We start from the raw sequence: 25,926 nt of genomic DNA on the forward strand, positions 1-25,926 counted from the left end.
GCGTCGCCCGCCGCACCAACCGCCGTCGCCCCGTCCGCCACGGAGTCCTCGCTCACTGCCTCCGCCCCCTCGTCATCCCGAGCCGCATCGTCGCGACGATCTCCCGCTGAACCTCGCTCACCCCGCCCCCGAACGTGTTGATCTGTGCCGCCCTGTTCATCCGCTCCAGCCCGCCGTCCCCCAGGGCGCCCGGCGAGCCCGCTCGGACCAGCGCCTCCTCCCCCGCGATCTCCTGACACATCCGATACACCTCGACCGCCGATTCGGTTCCCATGAACTTCACGCCGCTCGCGTCGCCGGGGGCCAGCGAACCGGCCCCCACGTCCCCCACCAAACGCCAGTTGAGCAGGCGATTCGCGGCCAGCCGGGCATGCGTCTCGGCGACTTTGGAACGAACCCAGGACGCGTCAACACGGCGCCCGCCCGTCACCGGATCGGGGATGAGGGCGCGGTCGAGCGCCGCGTCGTAGAAGTCCTCCGCCTGCATGCCGATCGCGGCGAGCGCGACCCGTTCGTGGTTCAGCTGGTTGGTGATCAGGCCCCAGCCCGCGTTCTCCTCGCCGACGAGGTTCCCGGCGGGGACGCGGATGCCGTCGTAGTACGTGGCCGTCGTCGTGAGGCCGCCGACCGTGTGGATCGGCGTCCACGAGAACCCCGGCGCGTCGGTCGGGACCAGCACGATCGAGATTCCCCTGTGCTTGGGCGCCGCCGGGTCCGTACGACAGGCGAGCCAGACCCAGTCGGCGTTCTGGGCGTTCGAGGTGAAGATCTTCTGGCCGTCCACCAGCCAGTCGGCGCCGTCGCGCACGGCCCTGGTCCGCAGCGCGGCGAGGTCGGTGCCCGCCCCCGGCTCGCTGTAGCCGATGGCGAAGACGAGCTCGCCGGCCAGGATCCGGGGCAGGAAGTACGCCTTCTGCGCGGCGGTCCCGTACTTCATCAGGGTCGGCCCTACGGTGTTGAGCGTGACCATCGACACGGGCGCGCCCGCGCGGTACGCCTCGTCGAAGAAGACGAACTGCTCGTCGGGGCCGCGCCCCTGTCCGCCGTACTCGACGGGCCAGCCGAGCCCCAGCATCCCGTCGGCGCCGATGCGCCGCAGCAGGGCGCGCTGCGCCGCCGGGTCGCCGGAGTCGGGACGGGGCGGCCCGTCCGGCATCAAGGCGCGGAAGTAGGAGCGGAGTTCGGCGCGCAGTCGCTGCTGGCGCTCGGTCGGGGTGAGGTGCACGGGGGCGGCCTTCCGGTCCGGGCCGGATCGTCCGGGACACAGCGGATGGGCGAACAGGGTTTCTGACTGTCCGTCAGATAGCGATCCCTTGTCAATGCTCGCGACAGCCCCGGACCCGCGCCGCGCGACCCGGACCCCGGCCGCCGCGGAGCCGCCTCCACAACCGCCCCCGTCACGCGAAACCGCCCGGGTGGCGACGCCGAAGCGCCGCCACCCGGGCAGGTGTTCACCCCACTGACCCCGGCCCCGACGGGCCCCGGCTCACCAGAGGTTGGTGAAGTTGACCGACACGTTGTCCTGGCGGATCGCCGTGAAGGCCGACCCGTTCACCTGTGCGGTGTTGCTCTGGTTCGAAGCGCCGGAGCCCACGGCCTGCTGCTGCGTGGTGGACGAGTTCCCGTTGTTGTCGTGCCCGACCCCGCTCCCGCTGACCGTGGCCACGGCCGCGTTCGATCCGTGGTCCGCGAAGGAGCCGTTGTCGGCGGAGGCCACCCCCGTGAAGAGCGCGGCAGCGAGGGGCAGGGCGGCAACAGCGGCGAGGACGCGGGCGGTACGGATGCTTGCCATGTCAATTCCTCCAGGAACCAGAAGTACGGCTTGTTCCAAGGCAGTTGGCCGACCGCCCCGGACGCTGTGACGACGTCGCGAGATCAGAGTTGCCCACCGAATCCCCGGCGAACCAGTCCAGAGGGCGCGTTTCGCCCGCAAGCGTGAGGACATGTCGATAAACCCCCAACGCGCTCCCAAAACCCCAGCGCATGTCCACCGGCACAGGAGTTGTCGTACGTATCCCGGGCCCCATAAGGGGAGAAGCGTTTCAGCACATTTTCGGCCAATCTTCCTCGTCATTTGCCTGTCACCCAGGGGCGAAGGGGCGGCAAGAAGGGCGAACGAAAGCCGTCGGCACGGCCGAGTCGGGACCGCCTTCCGCTTCCCTTTTTCGAACACTCGTACGAACATAGAGCCATGGCCACCATCGACCGGCATGCCTCCACCCTGGCCCTCGCCCACGCGCTCTCCGTCGCCGAGCGCGGGCTGCCCGTGATCCCGCTGTCCCGCTCGAAGCTCCCCGCGCTGCGCTCCCCGCACCGCGACGAGCCGCAGCCCGCCCTCTGCCGGGGCGAGTGCGGGCTGCCGGGGCACGGGGTGCACGACGCCACCACCGACCCGGCGGCGGTACGCGCGCTGTTCGCCGCCGCGCCCTGGGCCACGGGGTACGGGATCGCCTGCGGACGGCCGCCGCACCACCTCATCGGGATCGACCTGGACACGATGAAGCCCGCGGCGGCCGCGGGCCGCGCGGCGCCCCGGCACGCGCACTCCGCGCCCGTACCGGGCCTGCCGTCCGTACCGGGTCCACTACCCGTGCCGGACCTGCCGCCCGTGTCGGACCCGCCCAGGGTCCCGCCCGCGCGGCGGCCCGGACGCCACGCGGCGCCCGCCGCAGCGGCCCTGCCGCCCGCCGCCGACCCGCCGCCGGAGTCCGTGGCGGCGCTCCAGCACCTCGCGCTGCGGCACCTGTTCACGATTCCGGAAACCGTCGTCGTGATCACGCCCAGCGGGGGGCGGCACATCTGGCTGACCGGTCCGCCCGACCGGGTCGTCCCCAACTCCGCGAGCCGGCTCGCCCCCGGTATCGACGTCCGGGGAGCGGGCGGCTATCTGGTCGGTCCCGGCTCGCTGACCAGCAACGGCGTCTATCGGCTCGCCCCCGGCACCGCCCATCTGGCCCCCGCTCCCTGCCCCGGCGCACTCCTGGATCTGCTCACGCCCCCGCCGCGCGCTCCACACCCCCACGCCCATGGCGCGAACCAGGGGCACGGGCTGGTGCAGTTCGTGCTCGCCGCCCATGAGGGGCAGCGCAACACCCGGCTGTTCTGGGCCGCCTGCCGTGCGTACGAGAACGGTTTCGGCGACGCGCTGGCCGACCGCCTCGCCGCCGCGGCCGTACGCACCGGCCTCACCGAACGCGAGGCCCGCGCCACGATCGCGTCGGCGGCGCGGCTGACCACGGCGCACTGAGGGGCGCTGGGCGGGGCCGCGGGCGGCACACCGAGGGGGCGCTGAGCGGAGCCCTGGGCGGCGACACGGCGTACAGGCTGGCACCGGCGAGAAGGTCGACGTGCACAGGCTCGCGCGGGCACTACCGCGCCGAGTTCCTCACCAACGGGCACGGCGTCCGCCGGACCGCTTCTCCTCGCACCGCCCGACTGCCTCTTCTTAAGAAGGCACGAGGAAGACGAAAGAGGTGCCCCGGTCTCCCGGGGCACCTCTTCTATCGCGGACCGCATCGGCCGCTCACGCGGTGGGTGTGGGATTTGAACCCACGGTGACTCGCGCCACGACGGTTTTCAAGACCGTTCCCTTAGGCCGCTCGGGCAACCCACCCTCACCCCGGCCGACCAGCGGCGGGGCGAGTACAGGGTAGCGGAGGGGCGCCCGGGGCGCGGATGGCTGACCACAGGGTGGCCGCGGGGCCGTCGTGGCGGCTCGTGCGCGGGGTCCCGGGGGAGCCGGTGCGGCGGGCCGTTCGGGTCCGGGCCGCCGCACCGGCGAGGTGGAGGGATCAGCGTCACCCGGCGCCGAGGCGGCCGTATTGTTCGGACGCGACAGGATTCGGAAGATCCGATTCCGTTCGGGTCCGGCCAAGGCCCGGCCGCGGCGGGGCCGTTCCGCCCGCCTTCGCGGGCCCACCCGCGCGGCAACGGGCTTGACGAGCGCGAGGTCGGGCTCCGGGCCGGTGCCCCACCCGCGCGCCCGCGCGGCAACGGGACCGGACGCGTACCCGGCGTCCTCGCCGGACTCACCGTCCGCGCGCCCGCGCGCCCACGCCTCGGCGGGACCGGAATGGCGCGCGGGCGCATTGTCCCCGCCGTGGTGCGCGGGGCAGCATCTCCCTGTCTCTCACAGGGGGTACGCGAGGTGTCCACGCCACATGGCTCCGCGCCCGACCGGCCCGTGCTCACCCGCCTGCTCGCCGCTCCCGCCCTGCGCGGCGCGGTCCGGTCGTACGCCGGATACGAGTACGGGGACGGCTGCGCGCAGCGGCGGCTGGTCTTCCCGGACACCCTCGTCTCCGTCGGCTTCGGCCTGGGCGGCGGGTCCGTCCGTACCGACAACATGATCGACCCGCGTGACTCCGTCAGCGCCCCCTCACGGGCGGTCCTGCCGGTCATGACGGCGATGCTGGGCCACCACCAGGGCGGTGTGCGGGGCGTGGTGGTGCGGTTGACGCCGATGGGCGCCTACCGGCTCTTCGGGGTGCCGATGTCCGAGTGGGACCTGCCCCACCTCGACCCCGTCCATCTGCTGCCGCGCGTACTGCGCCATCTGCCCGAGCAGTTGGAGGAGGCCGACTGGGGCGAGCGGTTCCGGACGCTGGACCGGGTGCTGCACCAGCTGCTGGCCCGGGGTCCGGCCGTCTCGCCCGAGGTCGAGTGGGCCTGGCACGAGCTGCACCGCACCCACGGACAGCTCCGGGTGACGGCCCTGTCCGCCGGAACGAACTGGAGCGTACGGCAGTTGGAGCGCCGCTTCCGCGAGCAGATCGGGCGCTCCCCGGCCGCCATCGCCCGCATCCTGCGCTTCGGGCGGGCCCTGCGGCTGCGGGACGGCGGGCTGCCGCTGGCCTCCGTCGCGCAGCTCGCCGGGTACCACGACCAGGCCCACTACAACCATGTGTTCAAGGCGATGACCGGGCTCACCCCGACCCAGGTGCCCGGCAGCCCCGCCGACTGGTCGCCGGTCGACAACCTGCTGCCCGCCCCGCCGACCGGACGGGCGGCGGGCACCGCGAAGCCCCCGACCGGGCTACGGTCGGGGGCTTCGGTGTCCGCCCGGGCCCGGCTCGGTGCCGGGGCGGACTCCGCGCGGCTTCCGGCGGGCCGTGGGGAGAGCCCGTGACCTCCCACGCACTGCGGGGACTTCGCGGCCCGGAGCACCGTCAAGGCCCTCACCGCCCTCACGGTCCTCCCGGCTCCCGCCGCTCCTCACGGCCTTCGGACGCCGACGGACGTCAGCTGTCGCCCGTGCGCTCGCCCAGCGTGACCGTCACGGTCGTCTCCTTGCCGTCGCGCTGGTACGTGAGCGGGACCTGGTCGCCCGGCTTGTGCGTCCAGATCTCGCTGATCAGGGTCGGGCCGCTGTCGATCACCGTGTCGCCGAACTTGGTGATGACGTCGCCGGGCTTGAGACCCGCCTTGTCCGCCGGGCCGCCGGCCACCACGGCCGCCGAACCGCCCGCCGCCTGCGGGGAGATCTTGGCGCCCTGGCCCTTCTCGTCCATGGCCACGGTCGCGCCGATCACGGGGTAGACCGGCTTGCCGGTCTTGATCAGCTGCTCGGCCACGTTCTTCGCCTGGTTGACCGGGATCGCGAAGCCGAGGCCGATCGAGCCCGCCTGCGACTGGCCGAAGCCGCCGCTGCCCGCCGACTGGATCGCCGAGTTGATGCCGATGACCGCGCCGCGCGAGTCGAGCAGCGGACCGCCCGAGTTGCCCGGGTTGATGGAGGCGTCGGTCTGGAGGGCGCTCATGTACGACGCCTTCGAGTTGCCCCCGTCGCTGGACGACACGGGACGGTTCTTGGCGCTGATGATGCCGGTGGTGACCGTGTTGGAGAGGCCGAACGGGGCGCCGATCGCGATGGTCGAGTCGCCGACGGCCACCTGGTCGGAGTTGCCGAGGGCCAGCGGGACCAGGTTGGCCGGGGCGTTCTTGAGCTTGATGACGGCCACGTCGTAGCCCTGCGCCCGGCCGACCACCGTGGCGTCGTACTTCTTGCCGTTGGAGAACGTGGCCGTCAGCTTGCCGCTGGTGGCCGCCGCCGCGACCACGTGGTTGTTGGTGACGATGTGGCCCTCGCGGTCGTAGACGAAGCCGGTGCCGGTGCCGCCCTCGCCGTCGCCGCCCTGCGCCTCGATCGTCACGACGCTCGGCAGCGCCTTGGCGGCGACCGCCGCCACCGTGCCCGGGTCGCGCTTGAAGTCCTTGGGGGTGTCGGACGCCGAGACCGTGGTCGAACCGCTGGAGCCGTCCTCGCGGTCCGCCGCCCAGTAGCCGATGGCTCCGCCGACGCCGCCCGCGACCAGCGCGGCCACCAGGACGGCGGCGACCAGACCGCCGCCACGCCTGCGCGGGCGCGGCTCGGGGGCCGGGGCGCCCCAGACGGGGCCGCCGCCCTGGCCGCCGCCGTACGCGGGCAGGGCGGGCGGGGGCGGGGGCCAGCCGCCCTGCGCGTGCGTGGCGGGCGCCCCGCCGTACGGCTCGCCCGGCACCGGGCCGGGCAGCTGCGCGGTGGCCGGGTCCTGGGCGGGCGCGGCGGCCGGGTCGGGCGCCGGGTGCGCGCTCTCGTGCGCCGCGTGCGGGGCGACGGTCTGCGGCGCGGCGGCCGGGTCGGGGGCGGTGGCCGGGCCCGGCTGCGCGGGCGCGGGCTCCGCCGCCGGGACCGGCTTTTCGAGCCGGGCGGTCTCCTGCACCGCCCCCTCGTTGGTGGCGGGCGGAACGGGAGGCGCGGGCGGTGCTGACGACGGGGCAGGCGGGACGGCCGGGGCCGCGGTGCCCTCGTTCTCGGTGCTCACAGCTCTCTCTCCTCGGTTCCACTCAGTCTCGGGGTCGGTTTGTTTCGGCATGGGGACGGCGACACCGACCATGGTGCGTCAGGGGTCCGACAATCGCGTGTCACGAGGTGCGGACGTGTGCACATGTCAGGGCTCAGCTTTTCCCACGACCTGTCAGGCCACTGTAAGCAGGAGCTGTGGATCCGTGCTCCGGGCCGCCGCATCGAGCGCGCGGCCACCCGGGTACCCGGTCGCCGCGCCCCCGTCCGTACGACGTCGCGGGCGCCGACGCGTACGTCGTCACGGTCCTCGGCCGGGTGCCGGGCCCGGCACCCGGCCGGTCCTTCCCCCACCTGCCCGCGAAGCGCCCGGCACCCGCCGCGCAGTGGCACGATGACGCGGTGACCCAAGCACGGCAGCACGACAGGAACACCCCCCACCGGGCCTCCATCCAGGTGGTCGCCCACCGCGGCGCCTCCGAGGACGCGCCCGAGCACACCCTCGCCGCGTACATGAAGGCCATCGAGGACGGCGCGGACGCCCTCGAATGCGATGTCCGGCTCACCGCCGACGGCCATCTCGTCTGTGTCCACGACCGCCGCGTCAACCGCACCTCCAACGGCCGCGGCGCCGTCTCCGCGCTGGAGCTCTCCGAGCTCTCGGCGCTCGACTTCGGCTCCTGGAAGGACAGCGAGGAGAGCCCGGACTGGGGCGACCCGTCCTTCACCTCGGTCCTGACCCTGGAGCGGCTCCTGGAGCTCGTCGCCGACGCGGGCCGGCGCATCGAGCTGGCCATCGAGACCAAGCACCCCACCCGCTGGGCCGGGCAGGTCGAGGAGCGGCTGCTGCACCTGCTCAAGCGGTTCGGGCTGGCGGACCCGCCGCCCGCGGACGAGCCCTCGCCGGTGCGCATCATGAGCTTCTCGGCGCGCTCGCTGCACCGGGTCGCCGCCTCGGCGCCGGACATCCCCACCGTGTACCTGATGCAGTTCCTGTCGCCCCGGCTGCGCGACGGGCGGCTGCCCGCGGGCGCGCGCATCGCGGGCCCGGGCATGCGGATCGTCCGCAACCACCCCGGCTACATCGACCGGCTGCACGAAGCCGGCCACCAGGTGCACGTCTGGACGGTGAACGAGCCGGAGGACGTCGAACTGTGCGTACGCCTGGGGGTGGAGGCCATCATCACCAACCGCCCCAAGCAGGTCCTGCACCAGCTCGGCCGCGCCTGAGACGCACCGGAAGTCCCCCCGTCCGTCCCCCCGGACGCCTCCTGCGTCACCAGTAATACTGGTGACAGGGAGTGCACCGGCGCGTTCGCTCCGTGTGCGGGCGTGTCGAGTGCGTCACCGGAGGCCGGTTGGCCGGTTTCCGGTCCAGTCCATTGGGGCATTCACACCCTGGCGTGGGGTGAAGGAGGTCTCGGGGGTGGCGTTGGTGGTGGCACAGGAGGTGCCCACGTCGTCGAGCATGGCCGTGCCCTACGGCCCTGCGGGCGTGGGCAAGGCAAGACACCGGATGCGTGAGCAACTGCTCGGCAGCGGGGTGTCGGAGCCGGTCGTGGACGATGCCGTACTGGTCCTTTCGGAACTGCTCAGCAATGCGTGTCGGCACGGCAGACCGCTCGGCCCGGCGGACATGGGCGACGGTGACGTCAGGGCGGCCTGGCGCATCGACAAGGCGGGACGCCTCACCGTCGAGGTGACCGACGGGGGCGGCCCGACCCGCCCGATTCCGGCCACGCCGTCCGTCACCGCGCGCGGGGGCCGCGGTCTGAACATCATCAGCGCGCTCGCCCAGGACTGGGGCGTACGGGACAGCGCGGCCGGCGAGGTGACGGTCTGGGCGATCATCCCGGTGGCCCACGGCCCGGCGCCCGTCCCCGGCGCCGCACCCGGCAAGGGCGCCGGCGGAGGAACCGTTCCGGCTCCCCGGGAGAACGGGCACGGACCGCTCCTGGACGACTTCATCGCGCGCGTGATGCTTCCCGGGCTCGGCTTCGCGGACCCCTTCGACGAGTTGGGCTGATTCCCCGGCCGAACCGCATACCCGGACCCCCGAGCCGTACCCCGGGCGACGACGCGTACGGCTAGGCTCGCGCCCGACACAGCGACACCGCACCACCGCAGTCGGGAGAGAGCCACACCATGGCCAAGAAGCGCCCCCAGACGAAGGCCGCCAAGCCGCAGATCGCCGATGGCGAGATCCCGGTCGTCGGGGCCCGGGAGCCCTGCCCGTGCGGCTCGGGCCGCCGCTACAAGGCGTGCCACGGGCGGGCCGCCTCGCACGCCGTGACCGAGCTGGTCCAGCGCCCCTTCGAGGGCCTGGCGGGCGAGTGCGACTGGGTCGCGCTGCGCGAGCTGGTCCCCGCCGCGACCGTCGAGCTCACCCTGAAGGACGGGCTGCCCGAGGGCGTGCCCTCCGTGACGCTCGCGACCGTGCTGCCGATGGCGTGGCCCGCGCTGCGCCGCGACGACGGCTCGGTGCTGCTCGGCCTGCAGAACGACACGCCGACCGGTGACATCAGCCGCGACCTGGCGGACACCCTCACGCGCGCGTTGGCGGCCGAGCCGGGCACGCCCGTCGCCCCCGCGCGCATCGACGCGCAGGGCCCGCGCCTCCAGGACCTGCTGGACCCGGCGGCGCCCTTCGAGCCCGCCGTGCACAGCGGGTTCGAGTTCTGGGTGCCGGACTCCGAGAACGCCACCCCCGAGGTGTCGGCGTCCCTGGAGCGCGCCAACGCGGCGGCGATCCCGACCGTACGGCTGAAGTCGGTCGACTCGTCCTACTGGTGCGAGACCCCGGAGAAGAACCACCTCCGGTGGGTCATGCCGCACGCCGAGGAGCGTCTTCTGGACGCGCTCGCCCGGCTGCACGCTGCGGGCGCCTCGTCGCTCGGCGAGGGCACCCGGCTCGTCGGTTCCTTCCGGGCGCACGGTCTGACCGTCCCGGTCTGGGACCTGCCGCGCGCGATGACGGCCGAGGAGTGCGAGAAGCCGGCCGCCGCGTTCGCGGAGCGTCTGGCGGGTGCGCTGGCGGACGAGTCGCCGCTCACGCCGGAGGAGCGCCGGGCGCGCGGCGGGCTCACCAACCGCCAGGTGACCTTGAGCTGAGAGTGACCAACCCTGTCACGGGACGGGTGACCCGCGTCACAACTCCCGGTAGTCGCAGATAAATCGGTGTCCGAATAACCGAGATCGAATTTGCGAATGACAGATCTCTTGTTACCGTTCTAAGAGCCCGGTCGCTGGTGCATCCCCCGTCGCCAGCGATCGGGCCCTTCCATTTCCTCTTCCGGATCGCCGCCGGATCCCCGCCGTTGTGACGTGCCCACCTCCGTCTCAACGAGCCGTGGCCACAGCCGAGTTGACCGCCCCGCCGTCGGGCGCCTGGGATCCGGAGCGCAGCAGCAGCGGCGCCTCGTCGCTCGTTCCCGAGAACTCCGCGACCGCCGAGTACGCGCCAGGTTTTCCCCGCGCGGGTTCTCTCGGGGTCTCGCACACTCCCGGCTGATCGCCCGCCAATACCGAGCAGTTGGTCTGTACGGTGTGCCCGCGCGGGCCCATCAGGGTGAGCACCGAGCGCAACCGTCCGCCGGTGGCATTGCGGTAGTACGTACGCGCCCAGGTGTCGCGGTCCTCGCTCAGCACACAGGTCTGCGCCTCGATGCCCTCGGGGGAGACGAGTGCGGGCCCGCACCGCGCGGCGGGCTCGTGTTCGGCCGGCCCGGCGGCGGCCGGTGCGTGCGCGGTGGACTCCGGCGCACCCTTCACGCGCGCGCGTGGCGACGGCTTCGCGTCATCGTGCGCGGGGCGCCCGTCATGCGCGCCCGGGGACGGCGGGGCGCCGGAGCCCCCGGGTGCGCGCGCCCCGTCCGGCCCTCCGGCGCCGCCGAAGGTGCCGGGCCCTTCCGAACCCCCCGCCCGCGGCGAGGATTCCGGTCCCTCTGCCGTCCCGGCCGAGGCCGCCAGCGGCAGCAGCGCCGTGAACACCACCACGGCCCCGATCCCGATCATGCGGAGGTTCATGGCGGCCCATCCGTCCCTGGAATTCCTGCGGTGGGCCGAAGATAGCGACGGATTCCGGGCGCCCGGCGGTCCGCGCGCCCGTTTCCCGTACAACTGGGGGCCTGTCACACCCGAACGAGTGAACCGGGCCCCGTCGGGAACCCGGAGCCCGCCCCGTTCGCTGACTCAGTACACGGGCTGTCCCACCGACCCGGCACCCAACCGTCCCGACGGCTCGGGCACCCGGGCCGTCCCCCGCGGCTCAGTAGGCGAGCCGGGATCCTCCGTCCGGCGCGCTGGTCGACGCCGCGACCAGCGCGTCCACCACCGCCTCCACATCCGGCAGCCAGGGTGCGGCGGACCCGGGCAGCGGGGCCCGCTCCCAGCTCACCTGTCCCCGGCCGGTCTGCGAGGGGGGCAGCACCAGATAGCCGCCCTCCCCGTGGAAGCGGAGGGAGCTCGGCACCCAGTCCTTGGAGTAGAGGAGGTCGCCCAGACGTTCCATCGAGTAAGGGGCCACCAGCAGCGACCACCGGGTGGGCGTCGCCACCACCGGGCCGAGCCGGATTCCCATGTCGTCCAGGGCCGCGAGCGCCCGCGCGCCCGCGACGGCCGGGAGGCTCACCGCGCAGGGCGCCCTGCCTCCGGTCGCCAGGAGCACGGGGGCGGCCGGCCGGTTGGTCCACCACCAGCGCACCAGGCGCTCGTCGGTCGACGCCGCGAGCAGTCCCGGGTCGAAGGGATGTGCCCCGGGTACGACGCACTCGGGGTCGGGGCAGGCACAGCCGCGGTCCCGGTCACCGCGGCCACGGGCGGCCTCAAGCCCCACACCTGGGAGTACGGGCCATTTCCACTCGGTCGCGCACATCAGCGCGGCACCGAGCTGGGCAGCCCTTTCACTGCGCCGGAACCGGAGCCTGCGTCGCCTTCCGAGGATCTCGCGCATGAGCGCTCGTTCCTTTCCGTTGAACGCCGAGGTCCACATCACACCATGTGTGCATCACTTCACTGCGCGTACATGCTCTGTGAGCTCTGCGAGCCTGCGGTACGGGTAACCCGTCAGGACCGAGCGTGGGCTGTGACCATTAAACGCATGGCGAGGGGTGGCGCGCGCGTGGCGCTTGCCGTCCCTTGTGCAAAAACCCCGCCACTCGGGGATGGGGCGCGGCCACCGGCTGTTAAGACGCTCCGACCCGCCGCCGGGTTCCGGGGCACCGTCAACTGCCCCTGGCCATCACCGAGTACGTACCCAACACGCTCGATATGACGCGCTCTTGAACGCCCTCAGTCGACCCCAGGGGTGGGCCACGGGGGGCATTTTTCCGCCAAGTTGGACACCCCGCGGACACCAACAATCCCGCTATGACAATGCTGGACATCCCCTTACTTGTGCGTGTACATCTGGATGCATTGATGGCGGCGCAGATTGACATGGGGGTTTGCGATGCTATTGAGCAGAATCGACCGGTCGGAAAGCCGACTGCCATGAGCGCCCCACACCTGCCGAAAGTGGCTGGAATCGATCCAGCCGTCCCGCCCCCCGCGCACACTTCTGCGCCGCTGCCCACAGCCGCCGTCACCGCCACCACCGCCCCCGGCGCACTGATCCAGGACCGGCTCGCGGGCTGGGTCTCTGACCTCACCACGCTGCACGAACTCACCGAACGCCTCTCCCGCACCACCACGCTCGACGCCTCCCTCAACGAACTGCTGCGGGCCGGTGCCGGGCTGGTCGGCGCCCGGCGCGGCCTGGTCGTCCTGGAGCCCGCCGACGGTCTGGGCCCCGCCGTCACCACCGGCCTCGGCCTCGCCCACGCCGACCTCGGCCACATCGAGACGGTCCCGCGCAGCGCCACCGGGTACGGCAGGATCCTCGACGGCCTGCCCGACGCCGACGGCGGATCCGAGCTGGTCGGCGCGGCGGGCGAGCGGGGCCCCGACCCCCGCCACCGCGAAGTGGCGGCCCGTCTGGGATACGCGGCGAGTTACGCGCTGCCCCTCACCACCGACGCGGGCGGACGCCTGGGCGCGGCCGTCTGGCTCTACGACGAGCCCGCCGAGCCGGACGAGCGCCGCCGCCATCTCATCGGCCTCTATCTGCGCCAGGCCGCCGAGCACGTGGCGCGGCTGCTGGAGCTCGACCGGGCGCGCACCCGGCTCGCGACCGTCACCGAGGAGCTGCTGCCCAGCCGGCTGCCCCGGGTGGCACGGGTGCAGCTGGCCGCGCGCCACCGCACCGGGCCGCGCGGCGGCGGCGACTGGTACGACGCGCTGCCGCTGCCGGAGGGCGCGCTGGGCCTCGCGGTCGGGTCGGTCACCGGGTCCGGGCCGAGCGCCGTCGCCGCGATGGGCCGGCTGCGGGCCAGCCTGCGGGCGTACGCGGTGATGGAGGGCGAGGACCCGGTGGCCGTCCTGTCCGATCTGGAGCTGCTGCTGCGGCTGACCGAGCCGGCCCGCTCGGCCACCGCGCTCTTCGCCTACTGCGAGCCCGCCCAGGGCAAGATCGTGCTGGCCGGGGCGGGGCACGCACCGCCGCTGATCGTCGGCGAGCGCCGGACCGAGTTCGTGGAGACCTCCCTCTCCGCGCCGCTCGGCATGCTCGCGTGCTGGGAGGCGCCCAGCGTGGAGATCCACCCGGCGGCCGGAGAAACGGTATTGCTGTACACCGACGGGTTGCTCCACCGCACCGGAGAGGCGATGGACCGGGCCTTCGCGCGGCTGCACGCGGCTGCCGCGAGCGTGCCCAAGACGGCCCGCGACGACCCGGACGCCGTCGCCGACCACGTCCTGCGCACGGTGCTGCCGGACGGTCTGGACGCCTCGGACGGCACCGAGGACGTGGTGCTGCTGGCGGCACGCTTCGCATAGCGCCGCCCACGCGCCGTGACGGAAGAGGAGCCGGGGTCCTAGGGCCCTGGCTCCTTTTCGCGCCGCCCGTACGATGGACGGAGGTCCAATGTCGTACTAAGTGGAGGCAGACCGTGGCCGAAGAGCTCACCCCGGAGACCCCGGAAGAGTCGGAAGAGCAGCCGATCAAGCAGCGCAAGAACGGCCTGTACCCGGGCGTGTCCGACGAGCTGGCCGAGAACATGAAGTCCGGCTGGGCCGACACCGAGCTGCACGGGCTGGAGCCGATCGCGCAGGCGGGCCACACCGCCGACCGCCGCGCCGCGCTGTCCCGGCGCTTCCCCGGCGAGCGCCTGGTGATCCCCGCGGGCAATCTGAAGACCCGCTCGAACGACACCGAGTACAGCTTCCGCGCCTCCACCGAGTACGCGTACCTGACCGGCGACCAGACCCAGGACGGCGTCCTGGTGCTGGAGCCCCGGGGCGAGGGCCACGAGGCCACCCTCTACCTGCTGCCGCGCTCCAACCGGGAGAACGGCGAGTTCTGGCTGGACGGCCAGGGCGAGCTGTGGGTCGGCCGCCGCCACTCGCTGGCCGAGGCCGAGCAGCTCCTCGGCATCCCGGCCAAGGACGTGCGCGAGCTGGCCGCCGCGCTCACCGAGGCCACCGGTCCGGTCCGGGCCGTACGCGGTCACGACGCCGGGATCGAGGCGGCGCTGGCCGACAAGGTCACCGCCGAGCGCGACGAAGAGCTGCGGGTGTACCTGTCGGAGGCGCGCCTGGTGAAGGACGCCTTCGAGGTCGCCGAGCTGCGCCGGGCCTGCGACGCGACCGCGCGCGGCTTCGAGGACGTCGTGAAGGTCCTGGACAAGGCCGAGGCGACCAGCGAGCGCTACATCGAAGGAACGTTCTTCCTGCGCGCCCGCGTCGAGGGCAACGACATCGGCTACGGCTCGATCTGCGCCGCCGGCCCGCACGCCACCACCCTGCACTGGGTGCGCAACGACGGCGCCGTGCGCCCCGGCGAGCTGCTCCTGCTCGACGCCGGCGTCGAAACCACCGAGCTCTACACCGCCGACGTCACGCGCACGCTGCCGATCAACGGCACGTTCTCGCCGCTCCAGCGGAAGATCTACGACGCGGTGTACGAGGCCCAGGAGGCCGGTATCGCCGCGGTCGGGCCGGGCGCCCCCTACCGCGCCTTCCACGACGCCGCCCAGCGCGTCCTCGCGGAGAAGCTGGTCGAGTGGGGCCTCTGCGGCGACCTGGACGTGGAGAAGGTCCTGGAGCTCGGTCTGCAGCGCCGCTGGACCCTGCACGGCACCGGCCACATGCTCGGCATGGACGTCCACGACTGCGCCGCCGCGCGCACCGAGACGTACGTCGCGGGCGACCTGGAGCCGGGCATGTGCCTGACCGTCGAGCCGGGTCTGTACTTCCAGGCCGACGACCTGACCGTGCCCGAGGAGTACCGGGGCATCGGCGTCCGGATCGAGGACGACATCCTGGTGACCGAGGACGGCAACGAGAACCTCTCGGCCGCGCTGCCGCGCCGGTCCGACGAGGTCGAGGCGTGGATGGCGCGGGTCAAGCAGAGCTGACCCCGCACGCGCGAGAGCCCGGCCGCCCCGTGGGGCGTCCGGGCTCTTCCCGTACCGCGGCCCGCGGCCGGACCGCGTCTCCGCCACGCGCGCGTGGCGCCTGCGGGCGCTCCCGCCCCGCCGTCACGAGACGTTGAGGAGCGCGCCTTCCCGCCACTTCAGGATCTTGTCGAAGCTCACCACCGCGCCTCTGCCGGGGCGGTTGCGGAAGTGCACGTGGTCGGCGAGCTGTTCGATGAGGCAGAGCCCTCTGCCGTTCTCGGCCATGGCGCTGCCCAGTGTGCTGTTCATCCGTGCCGCGGTGCGACGGCCTCGTCGTTGGGGAAAGCCCGGCCCCGAGTCGGCGACTTCGATACGACATTTCTCGCCGTCCAGATACGCGGTCACCCGGTACGCCTCCGAGGTTCCGGAATCCTCGTCTCCACCGTGTTCCACCGCGTTCGCACACGCTTCTCCCAGTGCGACCGACAGATCGTAGGAGATGTCCGGATCGACCCCAGCGGTCTCCATGGTGCCGAGCAGAAGGCGACGTGCGAGCGGAACGCTCGCGGCCTCGCGCCGCAAGTGGAGTGACCACCAGATGCTCATGCTCCAGCCTCCTGGCTGCGGCTCGACATACCCCTACCTATTGCCTCAACACCCGGCCCGTAAGCGCGGACTTGACGTGATGACGCTCATTCGGCGGATGTGTGACTCGATGCGCCGGTGTATGGCGATGCTCCGGGGCGCGGGAAGCACAAGGTGGGCGGGGGCGCGACGGGCGCGACGGCGGTGCACGAGAGGGACACTCGGGATGGATGTGATCATCACAGTAATTCGTGACCTTGTGGACCTGCCGTATGAGGCGGGTAAGGCCAGTGCGATGATGGCCCCGCCATGTCTGCTCGCACCGTCCGACACACAGACGCAGGGGCCGGTCTCCGGCTGCTGAGGGCCGCGGTCTTCGCCGCGGTCTGCGTCGTGCTGTCCGCGCTCGGGCACGTCCTGGCGGCCTGTGCGACCGTCCCGTGGTGGACGCTGCTCGCCGGGTTCCTCGGGGTCCTCGCGGTCGCCGTGCCGCTCGCCGGGCGGGAGCGCACGCTGCCGTCCATCGCGGGCGCCCTGGCCGCGGGTCAGCTCGCCCTGCACTCCCTGTTCGGCCTCGGCCAGCACGCCGCCGGCACCACCGGCGCCGGCTTCGGCGGCGACTCGCCGGTGCTGCGCCTCGCCGCCAAGCTGGTGTGCGGCCCCGGCGCCGCCCAGCTGACGGTGACGGACGCGCGGCGGATCATCACGGACGCGGGCCTGCGCCCGCCGTCCGGCGCCGCCCCGGCCGCGCAGGGCTCGATGCCCGGCATGGCCCACATGCCCGGGATGTCCCAGCCGGGCTCGTCGCACGGCGTCCTGGCCGGACTGCTCCCCTCGCTCCCCATGCTGCTCGGCCACCTGCTGGCCGCCGTGCTGACCGGCTGGCTGCTGCGCCGGGGCGAGGCCGCGCTGTTCCGTCTGGTGCGGCTCTCCGCCCAGGCCGCCGCCGGTGCCGCCCAGGGCACCTGCGCCCGCGCGCTGCGCGCCGCCCTGGCGCTCGTACGGGCCCTGTGCGCGGGTCTGCCGGGGACGCCGGAGCACGGCCCCCGCATCCCGCTGGCACAGCTCGCCGTACCCCTGCCGTCGTGCGGGGAGGCGCTCCAGCACTCGGTGATCAGGCGCGGGCCGCCCGCGGCGTACGCCCTCGCAGCCTGACACGGCCCGCTCCGCACCTCAGACGACACCCGTCCCAGGAGTGGTCCGTGGGGTCCGCGCACGCGTGTGCGCCGGGCCGTTCCCACTCACCTTCCTGCTCACCGGAGTGTCTTCACCATGAACGTTTCCCGCCGTCTGGCCTTCGCCGGTGCCGTCGCCGCCTCCTCCGTCGTGGTCCTCGCCGGTCCCGCCTTCGCGCACGTCAGCGTGCAGCCCGAGGGCTCGGCCGCGAAGGGCGGCTACGCCGTCGTCAACTTCAAGGTGCCCAACGAGCGCGACAACGCCTCGACCGTGAAGCTCGAAGTCAACTTCCCGGCCGACCACCCACTGGCGTCCGTGCAGCCCGAGGCCCTGCCCGGCTGGACCGTCGAGGTCACCAAGTCCAAGCTGGACAAGCCGCTGACCGTGCACGGCAAGCAGATCAACGAGGCCGTCACCAAGGTGACCTGGAGCGGCGGCAAGGTCGCCCCCGGCTACTTCCAGAAGTTCCCGCTCTCCATCGGCGCGCTCCCCACCGACGCCGACTCGCTGGTCTTCAAGGCCGTCCAGACGTACGACAACGGCGAGACCGTCCGCTGGATCGAGGAGCAGAAGGGCTCCGAGGAGCCCCAGAACCCGGCCCCGGTGCTGAAGCTGAGCGCCGCCGCCGATGACCACCACGGTGGTGCCGCGCCCGCGTCCGACGACAAGAAGTCCGACGGCATGGGCCACGACGACAAGAAGACCGAGGCCGCCTCGGACTCCAAGGACAGCGACAACACCGCCCGCGTCCTGGGTGTCGTCGGCATCGTCATCGGCGTCGCCGGGGTCGCCTTCGGCGCCCTCGCCGGACGCCGCCGGGCCGCGTAATCCCGCCCGGCCCTCCCTGCGAGCGGAAAACTTCCCCCATGCGCACCAAGTACGCGCCGGCCGCCATCGCTTTCGCGGTGGCGGCGGCGCTCACCCTGACCGCGTGCGGAGACAACGGCGCCGACCAGGCCAAGAGCCCGGTCACCGATGTCTCCGCCGACACCAGCAACAAGGCCGGCACGGTGCTCGACCGGCCGTTCACCAAGCCGGACTTCGTCCTGACCGACACCCAGGGCAAGAAGTTCGACTTCCGTGAGCGGACCAAGGGCAAGCCGACCCTCATCTATTTCGGCTACACCAACTGCCCCGACGTGTGCCCCCTGACGATGAGCAACATCGCCATCGCCAAGAAGCACCTGCCCAAGGCCGACCAGGACAAGCTCCAGGTCGTCTTCGTCACCACCGACCCCGAGCGGGACACCCCCGAATCGCTCGGCAAGTGGCTGCGGGCGCAGGACCCGTCGTTCATCGGGCTGACCGGCGACTTCCCCACCATCCAGGCCGGGGCCCGCTCGATCGGCATCGGGATCGACCCGGCGACGAAGGACAAGGACGGCAAGGTCGTGTCGATGCACGGCGCGCAGGTCATCGCCTTCTCGCCCAAGACCGACCAGGGGTACGTCCTGTACGGCGACACCGCCACCGCCGAGGACTACACCAAAGACTTGCCGAAGATCATTCTTGGAGAAAACCCGTGAACCGCCGCACCACCCTCGTCGCCGCCATAGCCCTGACCTCGGGACTGGCGCTGACGGGCTGCTCGTCCGACAGCTCCGACGCCAAGCCCAGCCTGAAGGTCAGCGAGGCGTTCATGCCGCAGCCGGTCAACGCCGACATGGCGGGCGGCTTCCTGGTCGTGAAGAACGACAGCAAGACCGCGGACAAGCTCACCAAGGTCACCAGTGACATCTCCGACGACGTCACGATCCACGAGACCAAGAACCAGAAGATGCAGGAGGTGAAGTCCTTCGACATCCCGGCGAACGGCCGGCTCGACCTCGAACGCGGTGGCAACCACATCATGTTCATGGGCCTGAAGAAGAAGCCGAAGCAGGGCGAGAAGGTCTCCATCGAGCTGCACTTCGAGAAGGCCGACCCGATCAAGGTCGACCTCCCGGTCAAGGACACCACCTACAACCCGAAGCACCACTGAGGGATGAGGGACTGACAGACGATGACGGCCACCGCCCCACGCTTCGGATCCGCCCTGGCCCGGCTGCTGCTCGTCGCAGCGGCCCTGCTGGGCGCGCTGATCGCCACCGCGGCACCCGCCTCCGCGCACGCCGCGGTCACCGCGACCAACCCGAAGGACGGGGCGGTGGTCGCCGCCGCCCCCAAGGACGTCGATCTCACCTTCTCCGAGCAGGTCGCGATGGACAACAAGTCCATCCGGGTCCTGGACCCCAGCGGCAAGCGCGCCGACACCGGCGAACTGCTCAACCTGTGCAGCGGCTCCATCGTCAAGTACGGCGTGAGCCTGCGCGACGGGCTGCCCAAGGGCACCTACACCGTGGCCTGGCAGGCCGTCTCGGCGGACAGCCACCCGGTCGCCGGTGCCTTCACCTTCTCCATCGGCGCCCCCTCCAAGACCTCGGTCGCCCTGCCGTCGCAGGACGTCGGCGGCGGTCTGGTGGGCACGCTGTACGACACCATGCGGTACGTCGCCTACGCCGGGTTCATCCTCTTCACCGGCGGCGGCGTCTTCGTCCTCGCCTGCTGGCAGCGCGGCGCCACGGTGCGCCCGGTGCAGCGGCTCGTCGTCGGCGGCTGGCTGGCGATGACCGCGGCCACCATCGCGCTGCTGCTGCTCAGGACCCCCTACACCGGCTCCGGGCAGCTCTCCGACGCCTTCGACCTGGACGGGCTGAAGGCGGTCCTGCAGACCAAGTCGGGCGCCGCGCTCAGCTCCCGGCTGCTGCTGCTCAGCGCGGCGGCCCTGTTCATCTCCGTACTGTTCGGCGCGTACGCCAAGCGCGAGGACGAGGAGAAGAAGGACCTCACCTACGGGCTCGCCATCGGCGGCTTCGTGGTGGCCGCCGGAATCGCCGCGACCTGGGCGCTGGCCGAGCACGCCTCGACCGGCATCCAGACCGCGCTGGCCATGCCCGTCGCGGTGGTGCACCTGCTGTCCATGGCGACCTGGCTCGGCGGCCTCGCGACCCTGCTCACCGCGCTCCATCTGACGCCCGCGGTGGAGCGCGCCGCGGTGCGGCGGTTCTCCCGGATCGCCTTCTGGAGCGTGGTCGTGCTGGCGTCGAGCGGCGTCTACCAGGCATGGCGGCAGATCGGCTCCTGGTCCGCGCTGACCGGCACCGGCTACGGCCAGCTGCTGCTGGTCAAGCTCGGTCTGATCGCGGTGCTGCTGTCCGCCGCGTACGTCTCGCGCCGCTGGACCGGCCGGCTCTCCGAGCACACCGCGCCGGAGGCCGAGGCCGCCTCGGTGATCGAGCAGCGCGCCGCCGAACCGGAGCCCGCCGAGGAGCCCGAGCCGGTCACCGTGCCGGACGGCGCCAAGGCCCCGGCCGACCCCCAGCGGGCCCGTCAGCTGGAGCGGCAGCAGGCCGCCGTGGCGGTCGCCCGTGAGAAGCGCATCCGCGACGCCGACCCGGAGCGGTCGGGGCTGCGGCGCTCGGTGCTCGCCGAGGCCGGGGTCGCGGTGGCGGTGCTCGCGGTGGCGACGATCCTGTCGTCGACCGAGCCGGGCCGTACGCAGGAGGCGGCGGCAGCCGCCCAGTCGACCACCCAGGTGGCCGTGCCCGACCGCCCGATCAGCATCCGCATGCCGTTCGACACCGGCGGCAAGAACGGCAAGGGAACGGTCCGCCTGACCCTGGATCCGGGCCGCACCGGCGCCAATGAACTGCATGTGTGGACCGACGACGACCAGGCCAAGCCGCTGGACGCGCCCGAGCTGAAGGTCGCGTTCACCCTGCCCGCCAAGGCGGTCGGACCGCTGCCCGTCTCGCCCGAGCGCATCACCAAGGGGCACTGGAGCGCCAGCGGGGTACAGCTGCCGATGGCGGGTGACTGGCAGGTCTCCGTGACGGTGCGGACCTCCGACATCGACCAGACCACCGTGGACAAGAAGATCAAGATCGGCTGAGTACGGACCCCATGAGCAAGAGCACCAACGGCACCAACGAGTCCGTCGACATGACCCGGCGGCGGCTCCTCGGCACGGTGGGCGCGGCCGGTGCGACCGGTGTCGCCCTGGGAGCGACGGGCGGCGCGCTGGTCCACGCCGCCGTCGGTTCGGACGGTTCGGGCTCGACCGAGCTCTCCTCGGTCGGCTCCACCGAGGTCGCGTTTCACGTGAAACATCAGGCGGGAATCTCCACCCCGCCGCAGGCATGCGGCCATCTGATCGCCTTCGACCTCGCCCCCGGCGCCGGGCGCAAGGAGGCCGCGGCGCTGCTGCGGCGCTGGTCGGCGACGGCGAAGGCGCTGATGGCGGGCGAGCCGGGCCCCTCGGACACCGGGGTCGCGCTGGACGCCGGGCCGTCCTCGCTCACGGTCACGTTCGGCTTCGGCCGCACCTTCTTCGACCGTACGGGCCTGGTGGCTCAGCGCCCCGTGGAGCTGGATCCGCTGCCGGACTTCTCCAACGACCGGCTGGACCCCAAGCGCTCGGGCGGTGATCTGTGGGTGCAGATCGGCGCGGACGACGCCCTGGTCGCCTTCCACGCGCTGCGCGCGGTGCAGAAGGACGCGGGTGCGGCGGCCCGGGTGCGCTGGCAGATGAACGGCTTCAACCGGACTCCCGGCGCCACCGAGAAGCCGATGACCGCCCGCAATCTGATGGGCCAGATCGACGGCACCGGCAACCCCAAGCCCGCCGACCCGGACTTCAACAAGCGGATCTTCGTCCCCGACACCGGCAGGCCGGCCTGGATGGCGAACGGCTCGTACGCGGTGGTCCGCCGGATCCGCATGCTGCTCGACGACTGGGAGAAGGTCCCGCTCACCCAGCAGGAGCAGGTGATCGGCCGCAAGAAGGCGACCGGAGCACCTCTTTCGGGGGGTACGGAGACGACCCCGATGGGGCTCGACAAGTTCGGCCCGGACGGCAAGCTGGTCATCCCGGACAACGCGCACGCCAGGATCTCCGCCCCCGAGCAGAACGGCGGCGCGGCGATGCTGCGGCGCGCCTTCTCGTACCACGACGGCATCTCGGCGGACGGCGTGCCGGACGCGGGTCTGCTGTTCGTGGCCTGGCAGGCCGACCCGCTGCGGGGCTTCGTGCCGGTCCAGCGCAAGCTCGACCGGGGGGACGCGCTCTCGGCCTTCATCCGGCACGAGTCGAGCGGTCTGTTCGCGGTGCCGGGCGGGCCGCGCGCGGGCGAGTACGTGGGCCAGCTGCTGCTGGAGTCATGAGGTGTCACCGGCCGGTGCCCGGCCGGTGAGACCGGCCCTCGCGCGTGACGGCAGGCCATTAGGGTGACGGGTATGTCCGCCACGCGATACACCTATCTGGGTCCCGAAGGCACCTTCACCGAGGCCGCCCTGCGCACGCTCCCGGAGGCCGCGACCCGGGAGCTGGTCCCGATGGTGTCGGTGCCCGCCGCGCTCGACGCGGTGCGCAACGGGGAGGCCGCCGCGGCGCTCGTACCCATCGAGAACTCGGTGGAGGGCGGGGTCACCGCGACCCTCGACGAGCTGGCCTCCGGCGAGCCGCTGATGATCTACCGCGAGGTGCTGCTGCCGATCGCCTTCGCGCTGCTGGTGCGGCCGGGGACCCGGCTGTCGGACGTCAAGACGGTGACCGGGCACCCGGTGGCCCAGCCGCAGGTGCGCAACTGGCTGCGCGCCCATCTGCCCGAGGCGCTGTGGGAGTCGGCCGCCTCCAACGCCGACGGCGCCCGGCTGGTCCAGGAGGGCCGGTTCGACGCGGCCTTCGCGGGCGAGTTCGCCGCGGCGACGTACGGGCTGGAGCCGCTGGTCACCGAGATCCACGACGCGGAGAACGCGGAGACCCGGTTCGTCCTGGTGGGCCGCCCGGCCCGGCCCGCGGCGCCGACCGGCGCGGACAAGACGTCCGTGGTGATCTGGCTGGGCGAGGACCAGCCGGGCGCGCTGCTCGAACTGCTCCAGGAGTTCGCGGTGCGCGGGGTGAACCTGATGCTCATCCAGTCCCGGCCCACCGGCGCGGGCATCGGCAACTACTGCTTCGCGGTGGACGCCGAGGGCCACATCTCGGACCGGCGCGTGGGCGAGGCGCTGATGGGGCTGAAGCGGATCTGCCCCAAGGTGCGCTTCCTCGGCTCGTACCCGCGCGCGGGTGTCGCGCCCGAGGAGGTACGGGCGCTGCGGCCGGGGACCTCGGACGCCGAGTTCGTGTCGGCGTCCGAGTGGCTGGCCTGCAGCCAGGACGGCCGCGCCTGAGCACGTCCCGCCCGGCGCGAACCAGTCCTACCTGCTGATTTTCACTGTCCACAAAGTTATCCACAGGCACGCTTCTCGACCTGTGGGTAAGTCGACAACACAACCGGGCAGAGTCGACAAATACCTCTAGTGACGCCGCATCCGTCCACAGGCGACCACTGGGGGTGATGTCACCCCAATTCCACCGATGAACTCTTTAGGGCGAGGAATTCCCACCCGAATGAGTGTGTGGGAGAGCTTCGAACAGGGAATCCTAGGCCCCGCACCAAGCCGGGGAAGGGATCCGGCGGCCGGTCCACAGCCGCTCCCCACACCCTGTGGATAACTTTCCCGGCCTGTGCACTTCTGTGGACAAGTCCGTTGGGGCGCAAGGGAGTCCGGTCAAGGGGAGTCCGGAAAACACCCCTTTCCAGGGGAAAAGCACGGGCCTTATTGACGGCCGCCCCGGAATTCCCCCACCACATTTCTCAATACGGTCAATTCGGGCAAAGCGACACGCGGAAGGAGCGTGCGGGTGATATCCGGTGGGGTGCCAGGGATCCGCACCGGTAGCCTGGAGGGGTGATTGACCTTCGCCTGCTCCGTGAGGACCCCGACCGTGTTCGCGCCTCCCAGCGCGCCCGTGGAGAGGACGTCGAGCTCGTCGACGCCCTGCTCTCAGCCGATGAGCGGCGCAGGTCGTCCGGCCTCCGTTTCGACGAGCTGCGCTCCGAGCAGAAGGCGCTCGGCAAGCTCATCCCCAAGGCCACGCCGGAGGAGCGCGCCGAGCTCCTGAAGAAGGCCGAGCAGCTCAAGACCGACGTGAAGAACGCCGAGGCCGAGCAGAACGAGGCGGACGAGACCGCCAAGCGGCTGCTGCTCCAGCTCGGCAACATCGTCCAGGCGGACGTGCCGGTCGGCGGCGAGGAGGACTTCGTCGTCCTGGAGACGCACGGCACCGTCCGCGACTTCGCGGCCGAGGGCTTCGAGCCCAAGGACCACCTGGAGCTCGGCGAGGCGCTGGGCGCCATCGACGTCGAGCGCGGCGCCAAGGTCTCCGGCTCGCGCTTCTACTACCTCACCGGCGTCGGCGCGCTCCTGGAGCTCGCCCTGGTCAACGCGGCGATCGCGCAGGCCACCGAGGCCGGCTTCATCCCGATGCTCACTCCGGCGCTGGTCCGCCCGCGCGCCATGGAGGGCACCGGCTTCCTCGGCCAGGCCGCCGAGAACGTGTACCACCTGGAGAAGGACGACTACTACCTGGTCGGCACCTCCGAGGTCCCGCTCGCGGCCTACCACATGGACGAGATCATCGACGCGGAGAAGCTGCCGCTGCGCTACGCGGGCTTCTCGCCGTGCTTCCGCCGCGAGGCCGGTACGTACGGCAAGGACACCCGGGGCATCTTCCGGGTGCACCAGTTCGACAAGGTCGAGATGTTCTCGTACGTCCACCCGGACGACGCCGAGGCCGAGCACAAGCGGCTCCTGGACTGGGAGAAGCAGTGGCTGACCGGTCTTGAGCTGCCGTTCCAGGTGATCGACGTGGCCACCGGCGACCTCGGCGCCTCGGCCTCGCGCAAGTACGACTGCGAGGCGTGGATCCCCACCCAGGGCAAGTACCGCGAGCTGACCTCGGCCTCCAACTGCGACGGCTTCCAGGCGCGCCGCCTCTCCGTCCGCATGCGGGAGACCGTCGAGGGCAAGAGCAAGGTCCAGCCGCTGGCGACGCTGAACGGCACGCTCTGCGCGGTGCCGCGCACGATCGTGGCGATCCTGGAGAACCACCAGCAGGCCGACGGCTCCGTGCGGGTCCCGGCCGTGCTCCGCCCCTACCTGGGCGGTCGCGAGGTCCTGGAGCCCATCGCCAAGTGAGCACCACCCCGGGGAGCCCGTTCCCGTACAAGCTGATCGCGACGGATCTGGACGGGACGCTGCTGCGCTCCGACGACACCGTCTCGGAGCGCACCCGGGCCGCGCTCGCCGCCGCCACGGCGGCGGGCGCCGCCCACATCGTCGTCACCGGCCGGGCCGTGCCCTGGACCCGGCACATCCTCGACGACCTGGGTTACCAGGGGCTCGCGGTGTGCGGCCAGGGCGCGCAGGTCTACCACGCCGGCGAGCACCGGCTGCTGACCTCGGTCACCCTCGACCGCCAGCTGGCGGGGCTGGCGCTGGCCAAGATAGAGGCCGAGGTCGGCCCGCTGGCGCTGGCGGCGAGCCGTGACGGGCTGGACGGCGAGGTGCTCGTGGGCCCCGGCTACCGGGTCCAGGAGGGCCCGCTGCCGTATGTGCACTTCGACGAGATCACCGAGTTGTGGGCGGCCCCGCTCAACAAGGTCTACATACAGCACCCGGGGCTGGGCGACGACGCGCTGGCGCGGATCGCGCGCCAGGTGGTCGGCAGCCTGGTGGACGTGGTGATGGCGGGCGAGGGCGTGGTGGAGCTGCTTCCGCTGGGTCTGAGCAAGGCGACCGGCCTTTCGCTGGCGGCGCGCCGGCTGGGCTGCCGCGCCGCCGACACGATCGCCTTCGGCGACATGCCCAACGACATCCCGATGTTCGGCTGGGCGCAGCACGGCGTGGCCATGGCCAACGCCCATGACGAGCTGAAGGCCGTCGCCCACGAGATCACGGCGTCCAACGAGGACGACGGCATCGCCGTGGTGCTGGAGCAGCTTCTGGGCGCCTAGGGCGTACCGGAGAGCCGGAGAGTAAGGGGCGTCCGCCATGGGTGGACGCCCCTTACCGATCCCCGTGTCC

At 72.3% G+C, this 25,926-nt stretch carries 22 protein-coding genes and 1 tRNA gene; 16 read left to right on the forward strand and 7 right to left on the reverse strand.

Features of this window, described 5'->3' with window-relative positions:
- Positions 1–52 precede the first annotated feature (52 nt).
- Together AB5J87_RS17595 and AB5J87_RS17600 are read right to left on the reverse strand one after the other, a co-directional pair.
- Positions 53–1,225: an acyl-CoA dehydrogenase family protein gene (locus AB5J87_RS17595; protein WP_369377695.1), complete on the reverse strand. Its 1,173-nt coding sequence runs from the start codon at positions 1,223–1,225 to the stop codon at positions 53–55.
- A 261-nt stretch (positions 1,226–1,486) separates the two neighbouring features.
- Complete coding sequence (locus tag AB5J87_RS17600) at positions 1,487–1,792, reverse strand: hypothetical protein (RefSeq protein ID WP_369377696.1); 306 nt, start codon at positions 1,790–1,792, stop codon at positions 1,487–1,489.
- A gap of 399 nt (positions 1,793–2,191) precedes the next feature.
- On the opposite strand from AB5J87_RS17600, the gene AB5J87_RS17605 reads away from it, so the two are divergent.
- Positions 2,192–3,247: a bifunctional DNA primase/polymerase gene (locus AB5J87_RS17605; RefSeq protein WP_369377697.1), complete on the forward strand. Its 1,056-nt coding sequence runs from the start codon at positions 2,192–2,194 to the stop codon at positions 3,245–3,247.
- A 281-nt stretch (positions 3,248–3,528) separates the two neighbouring features.
- On the opposite strand, the gene AB5J87_RS17610 is transcribed toward AB5J87_RS17605, so the two are convergent.
- Positions 3,529–3,613, reverse strand: a tRNA-Ser gene (locus tag AB5J87_RS17610).
- A 534-nt stretch (positions 3,614–4,147) separates the two neighbouring features.
- Between AB5J87_RS17610 and AB5J87_RS17615 the strand changes: the two genes are divergently transcribed.
- Positions 4,148–5,128 carry a helix-turn-helix domain-containing protein gene (locus tag AB5J87_RS17615; RefSeq protein WP_369377699.1) on the forward strand — a complete coding sequence of 327 codons (981 nt, stop codon included), beginning with the start codon at positions 4,148–4,150 and terminating at the stop codon, positions 5,126–5,128.
- A 112-nt stretch (positions 5,129–5,240) separates the two neighbouring features.
- Here AB5J87_RS17615 and AB5J87_RS17620 read toward each other — a convergent pair whose 3' ends face one another.
- The gene (locus AB5J87_RS17620; RefSeq protein WP_369377700.1) at positions 5,241–6,803 is read right to left on the reverse strand and encodes a S1C family serine protease; all 1,563 of its coding nucleotides are present in this window, start codon (positions 6,801–6,803) and stop codon (positions 5,241–5,243) included.
- Between the two features lie 380 nt (positions 6,804–7,183).
- Between AB5J87_RS17620 and AB5J87_RS17625 the strand changes: the two genes are divergently transcribed.
- The 3 genes from AB5J87_RS17625 (at position 7,184) to AB5J87_RS17635 (ending at position 9,892) form a co-directional block, all read left to right on the forward strand.
- On the forward strand, positions 7,184–8,011 hold the full coding sequence (locus tag AB5J87_RS17625) for a glycerophosphodiester phosphodiesterase (protein WP_369377702.1): 828 nt from the start codon (positions 7,184–7,186) through the stop codon (positions 8,009–8,011).
- 109 nt (positions 8,012–8,120) lie between these two features.
- Positions 8,121–8,807: an ATP-binding protein gene (locus tag AB5J87_RS17630; protein ID WP_369377703.1), complete on the forward strand. Its 687-nt coding sequence runs from the start codon at positions 8,121–8,123 to the stop codon at positions 8,805–8,807.
- A 119-nt stretch (positions 8,808–8,926) separates the two neighbouring features.
- Positions 8,927–9,892, forward strand: coding sequence for a DUF5926 family protein (locus AB5J87_RS17635; protein ID WP_369377704.1), 966 nt, complete (start codon positions 8,927–8,929; stop codon positions 9,890–9,892).
- Between the two features lie 228 nt (positions 9,893–10,120).
- Here AB5J87_RS17635 and AB5J87_RS17640 read toward each other — a convergent pair whose 3' ends face one another.
- Both AB5J87_RS17640 and AB5J87_RS17645 read right to left on the reverse strand, forming a co-directional pair.
- On the reverse strand, positions 10,121–10,807 hold the full coding sequence (locus tag AB5J87_RS17640; RefSeq protein ID WP_369377705.1) for a hypothetical protein: 687 nt from the start codon (positions 10,805–10,807) through the stop codon (positions 10,121–10,123).
- A gap of 241 nt (positions 10,808–11,048) precedes the next feature.
- Entirely contained in the window at positions 11,049–11,732 is a 684-nt protein-coding gene (locus tag AB5J87_RS17645) for a bifunctional DNA primase/polymerase (protein ID WP_369377706.1), read from the reverse strand.
- 422 nt (positions 11,733–12,154) lie between these two features.
- Here AB5J87_RS17645 and AB5J87_RS17650 point away from each other — a divergent pair, with 422 nt between their 5' ends.
- Both AB5J87_RS17650 and AB5J87_RS17655 read left to right on the forward strand, forming a co-directional pair.
- A complete protein-coding gene (locus tag AB5J87_RS17650) occupies positions 12,155–13,654 on the forward strand; it encodes a PP2C family protein-serine/threonine phosphatase (RefSeq protein WP_369383568.1) in 1,500 nt (499 codons plus the stop codon).
- Positions 13,655–13,767: 113 nt separating this feature from the next.
- Positions 13,768–15,234, forward strand: coding sequence for an aminopeptidase P family protein (locus AB5J87_RS17655; RefSeq protein ID WP_369377707.1), 1,467 nt, complete (start codon positions 13,768–13,770; stop codon positions 15,232–15,234).
- Positions 15,235–15,357: 123 nt separating this feature from the next.
- Here the strand turns inward: AB5J87_RS17655 and AB5J87_RS17660 are convergent, their stop codons facing one another.
- Entirely contained in the window at positions 15,358–15,822 is a 465-nt protein-coding gene (locus AB5J87_RS17660; RefSeq protein WP_369377709.1) for an ATP-binding protein, read from the reverse strand.
- A gap of 288 nt (positions 15,823–16,110) precedes the next feature.
- On the opposite strand from AB5J87_RS17660, the gene AB5J87_RS17665 reads away from it, so the two are divergent.
- The 9 genes from AB5J87_RS17665 to AB5J87_RS17705 all read left to right on the forward strand — a co-directional run bounded on the left by AB5J87_RS17665 (position 16,111) and on the right by AB5J87_RS17705 (position 25,856).
- Positions 16,111–16,956: a hypothetical protein gene (locus AB5J87_RS17665; protein WP_369377711.1), complete on the forward strand. Its 846-nt coding sequence runs from the start codon at positions 16,111–16,113 to the stop codon at positions 16,954–16,956.
- 117 nt (positions 16,957–17,073) lie between these two features.
- Entirely contained in the window at positions 17,074–17,805 is a 732-nt protein-coding gene (locus AB5J87_RS17670) for a YcnI family protein (RefSeq protein WP_369377712.1), read from the forward strand.
- Positions 17,806–17,843: 38 nt separating this feature from the next.
- Complete coding sequence (locus AB5J87_RS17675) at positions 17,844–18,503, forward strand: SCO family protein (RefSeq protein ID WP_369377713.1); 660 nt, start codon at positions 17,844–17,846, stop codon at positions 18,501–18,503.
- Positions 18,500–18,958, forward strand: a complete 459-nt coding sequence (locus tag AB5J87_RS17680) for a copper chaperone PCu(A)C (protein ID WP_369377714.1) — start codon at positions 18,500–18,502, stop codon at positions 18,956–18,958. The genes AB5J87_RS17675 and AB5J87_RS17680 overlap by 4 nt, the downstream gene beginning before the upstream one ends.
- Positions 18,959–18,979: 21 nt before the next feature.
- Complete coding sequence (locus AB5J87_RS17685) at positions 18,980–20,908, forward strand: copper resistance protein CopC (protein WP_369377715.1); 1,929 nt, start codon at positions 18,980–18,982, stop codon at positions 20,906–20,908.
- A gap of 11 nt (positions 20,909–20,919) precedes the next feature.
- Positions 20,920–22,179, forward strand: coding sequence for an iron uptake transporter deferrochelatase/peroxidase subunit (gene efeB, locus AB5J87_RS17690; RefSeq protein ID WP_369377716.1), 1,260 nt, complete (start codon positions 20,920–20,922; stop codon positions 22,177–22,179).
- A gap of 72 nt (positions 22,180–22,251) precedes the next feature.
- Positions 22,252–23,187 (forward strand): prephenate dehydratase, encoded by a 936-nt coding sequence (gene pheA, locus AB5J87_RS17695; protein WP_369377717.1) that lies wholly within the window; start codon positions 22,252–22,254, stop codon positions 23,185–23,187.
- Positions 23,188–23,748: 561 nt separating this feature from the next.
- Entirely contained in the window at positions 23,749–25,038 is a 1,290-nt protein-coding gene (gene serS / locus AB5J87_RS17700; RefSeq protein WP_369377718.1) for a serine--tRNA ligase, read from the forward strand.
- Entirely contained in the window at positions 25,035–25,856 is an 822-nt protein-coding gene (locus AB5J87_RS17705; RefSeq protein WP_369377719.1) for an HAD family hydrolase, read from the forward strand. The genes serS and AB5J87_RS17705 overlap by 4 nt, the downstream gene beginning before the upstream one ends.
- Positions 25,857–25,926: the final 70 nt, after the last annotated feature.

It is taken from the genome of Streptomyces sp. cg36 (assembly GCF_041080675.1).
Lineage (GTDB): Bacteria > Actinomycetota > Actinomycetes > Streptomycetales > Streptomycetaceae > Streptomyces.

What these genes read in the sequence shown, in the direction of transcription:
- AB5J87_RS17645 (WP_369377706.1), bottom strand. Translation starts at nt 11,732, where the DNA reads ATGCGCGAGATCCTCGGAAGGCGACGCAGGCTCCGGTTCCGGCGCAGT.
- AB5J87_RS17665 (WP_369377711.1), top strand. Translation starts at nt 16,111, where the DNA reads ATGTCTGCTCGCACCGTCCGACACACAGACGCAGGGGCCGGTCTCCGG.
- AB5J87_RS17675 (WP_369377713.1), top strand. Translation starts at nt 17,844, where the DNA reads ATGCGCACCAAGTACGCGCCGGCCGCCATCGCTTTCGCGGTGGCGGCG.
- AB5J87_RS17635 (WP_369377704.1), top strand. Translation starts at nt 8,927, where the DNA reads ATGGCCAAGAAGCGCCCCCAGACGAAGGCCGCCAAGCCGCAGATCGCC.
- AB5J87_RS17640 (WP_369377705.1), bottom strand. Translation starts at nt 10,807, where the DNA reads ATGAACCTCCGCATGATCGGGATCGGGGCCGTGGTGGTGTTCACGGCG.
- AB5J87_RS17650 (WP_369383568.1), top strand. Translation starts at nt 12,155, where the DNA reads ATGCTGGACATCCCCTTACTTGTGCGTGTACATCTGGATGCATTGATG.
- AB5J87_RS17660 (WP_369377709.1), bottom strand. Translation starts at nt 15,822, where the DNA reads ATGAGCATCTGGTGGTCACTCCACTTGCGGCGCGAGGCCGCGAGCGTT.
- AB5J87_RS17600 (WP_369377696.1), bottom strand. Translation starts at nt 1,792, where the DNA reads ATGGCAAGCATCCGTACCGCCCGCGTCCTCGCCGCTGTTGCCGCCCTG.
- pheA (WP_369377717.1), top strand. Translation starts at nt 22,252, where the DNA reads ATGTCCGCCACGCGATACACCTATCTGGGTCCCGAAGGCACCTTCACC.
- AB5J87_RS17685 (WP_369377715.1), top strand. Translation starts at nt 18,980, where the DNA reads ATGACGGCCACCGCCCCACGCTTCGGATCCGCCCTGGCCCGGCTGCTG.
- efeB (WP_369377716.1), top strand. Translation starts at nt 20,920, where the DNA reads ATGAGCAAGAGCACCAACGGCACCAACGAGTCCGTCGACATGACCCGG.
- AB5J87_RS17670 (WP_369377712.1), top strand. Translation starts at nt 17,074, where the DNA reads ATGAACGTTTCCCGCCGTCTGGCCTTCGCCGGTGCCGTCGCCGCCTCC.
- AB5J87_RS17605 (WP_369377697.1), top strand. Translation starts at nt 2,192, where the DNA reads ATGGCCACCATCGACCGGCATGCCTCCACCCTGGCCCTCGCCCACGCG.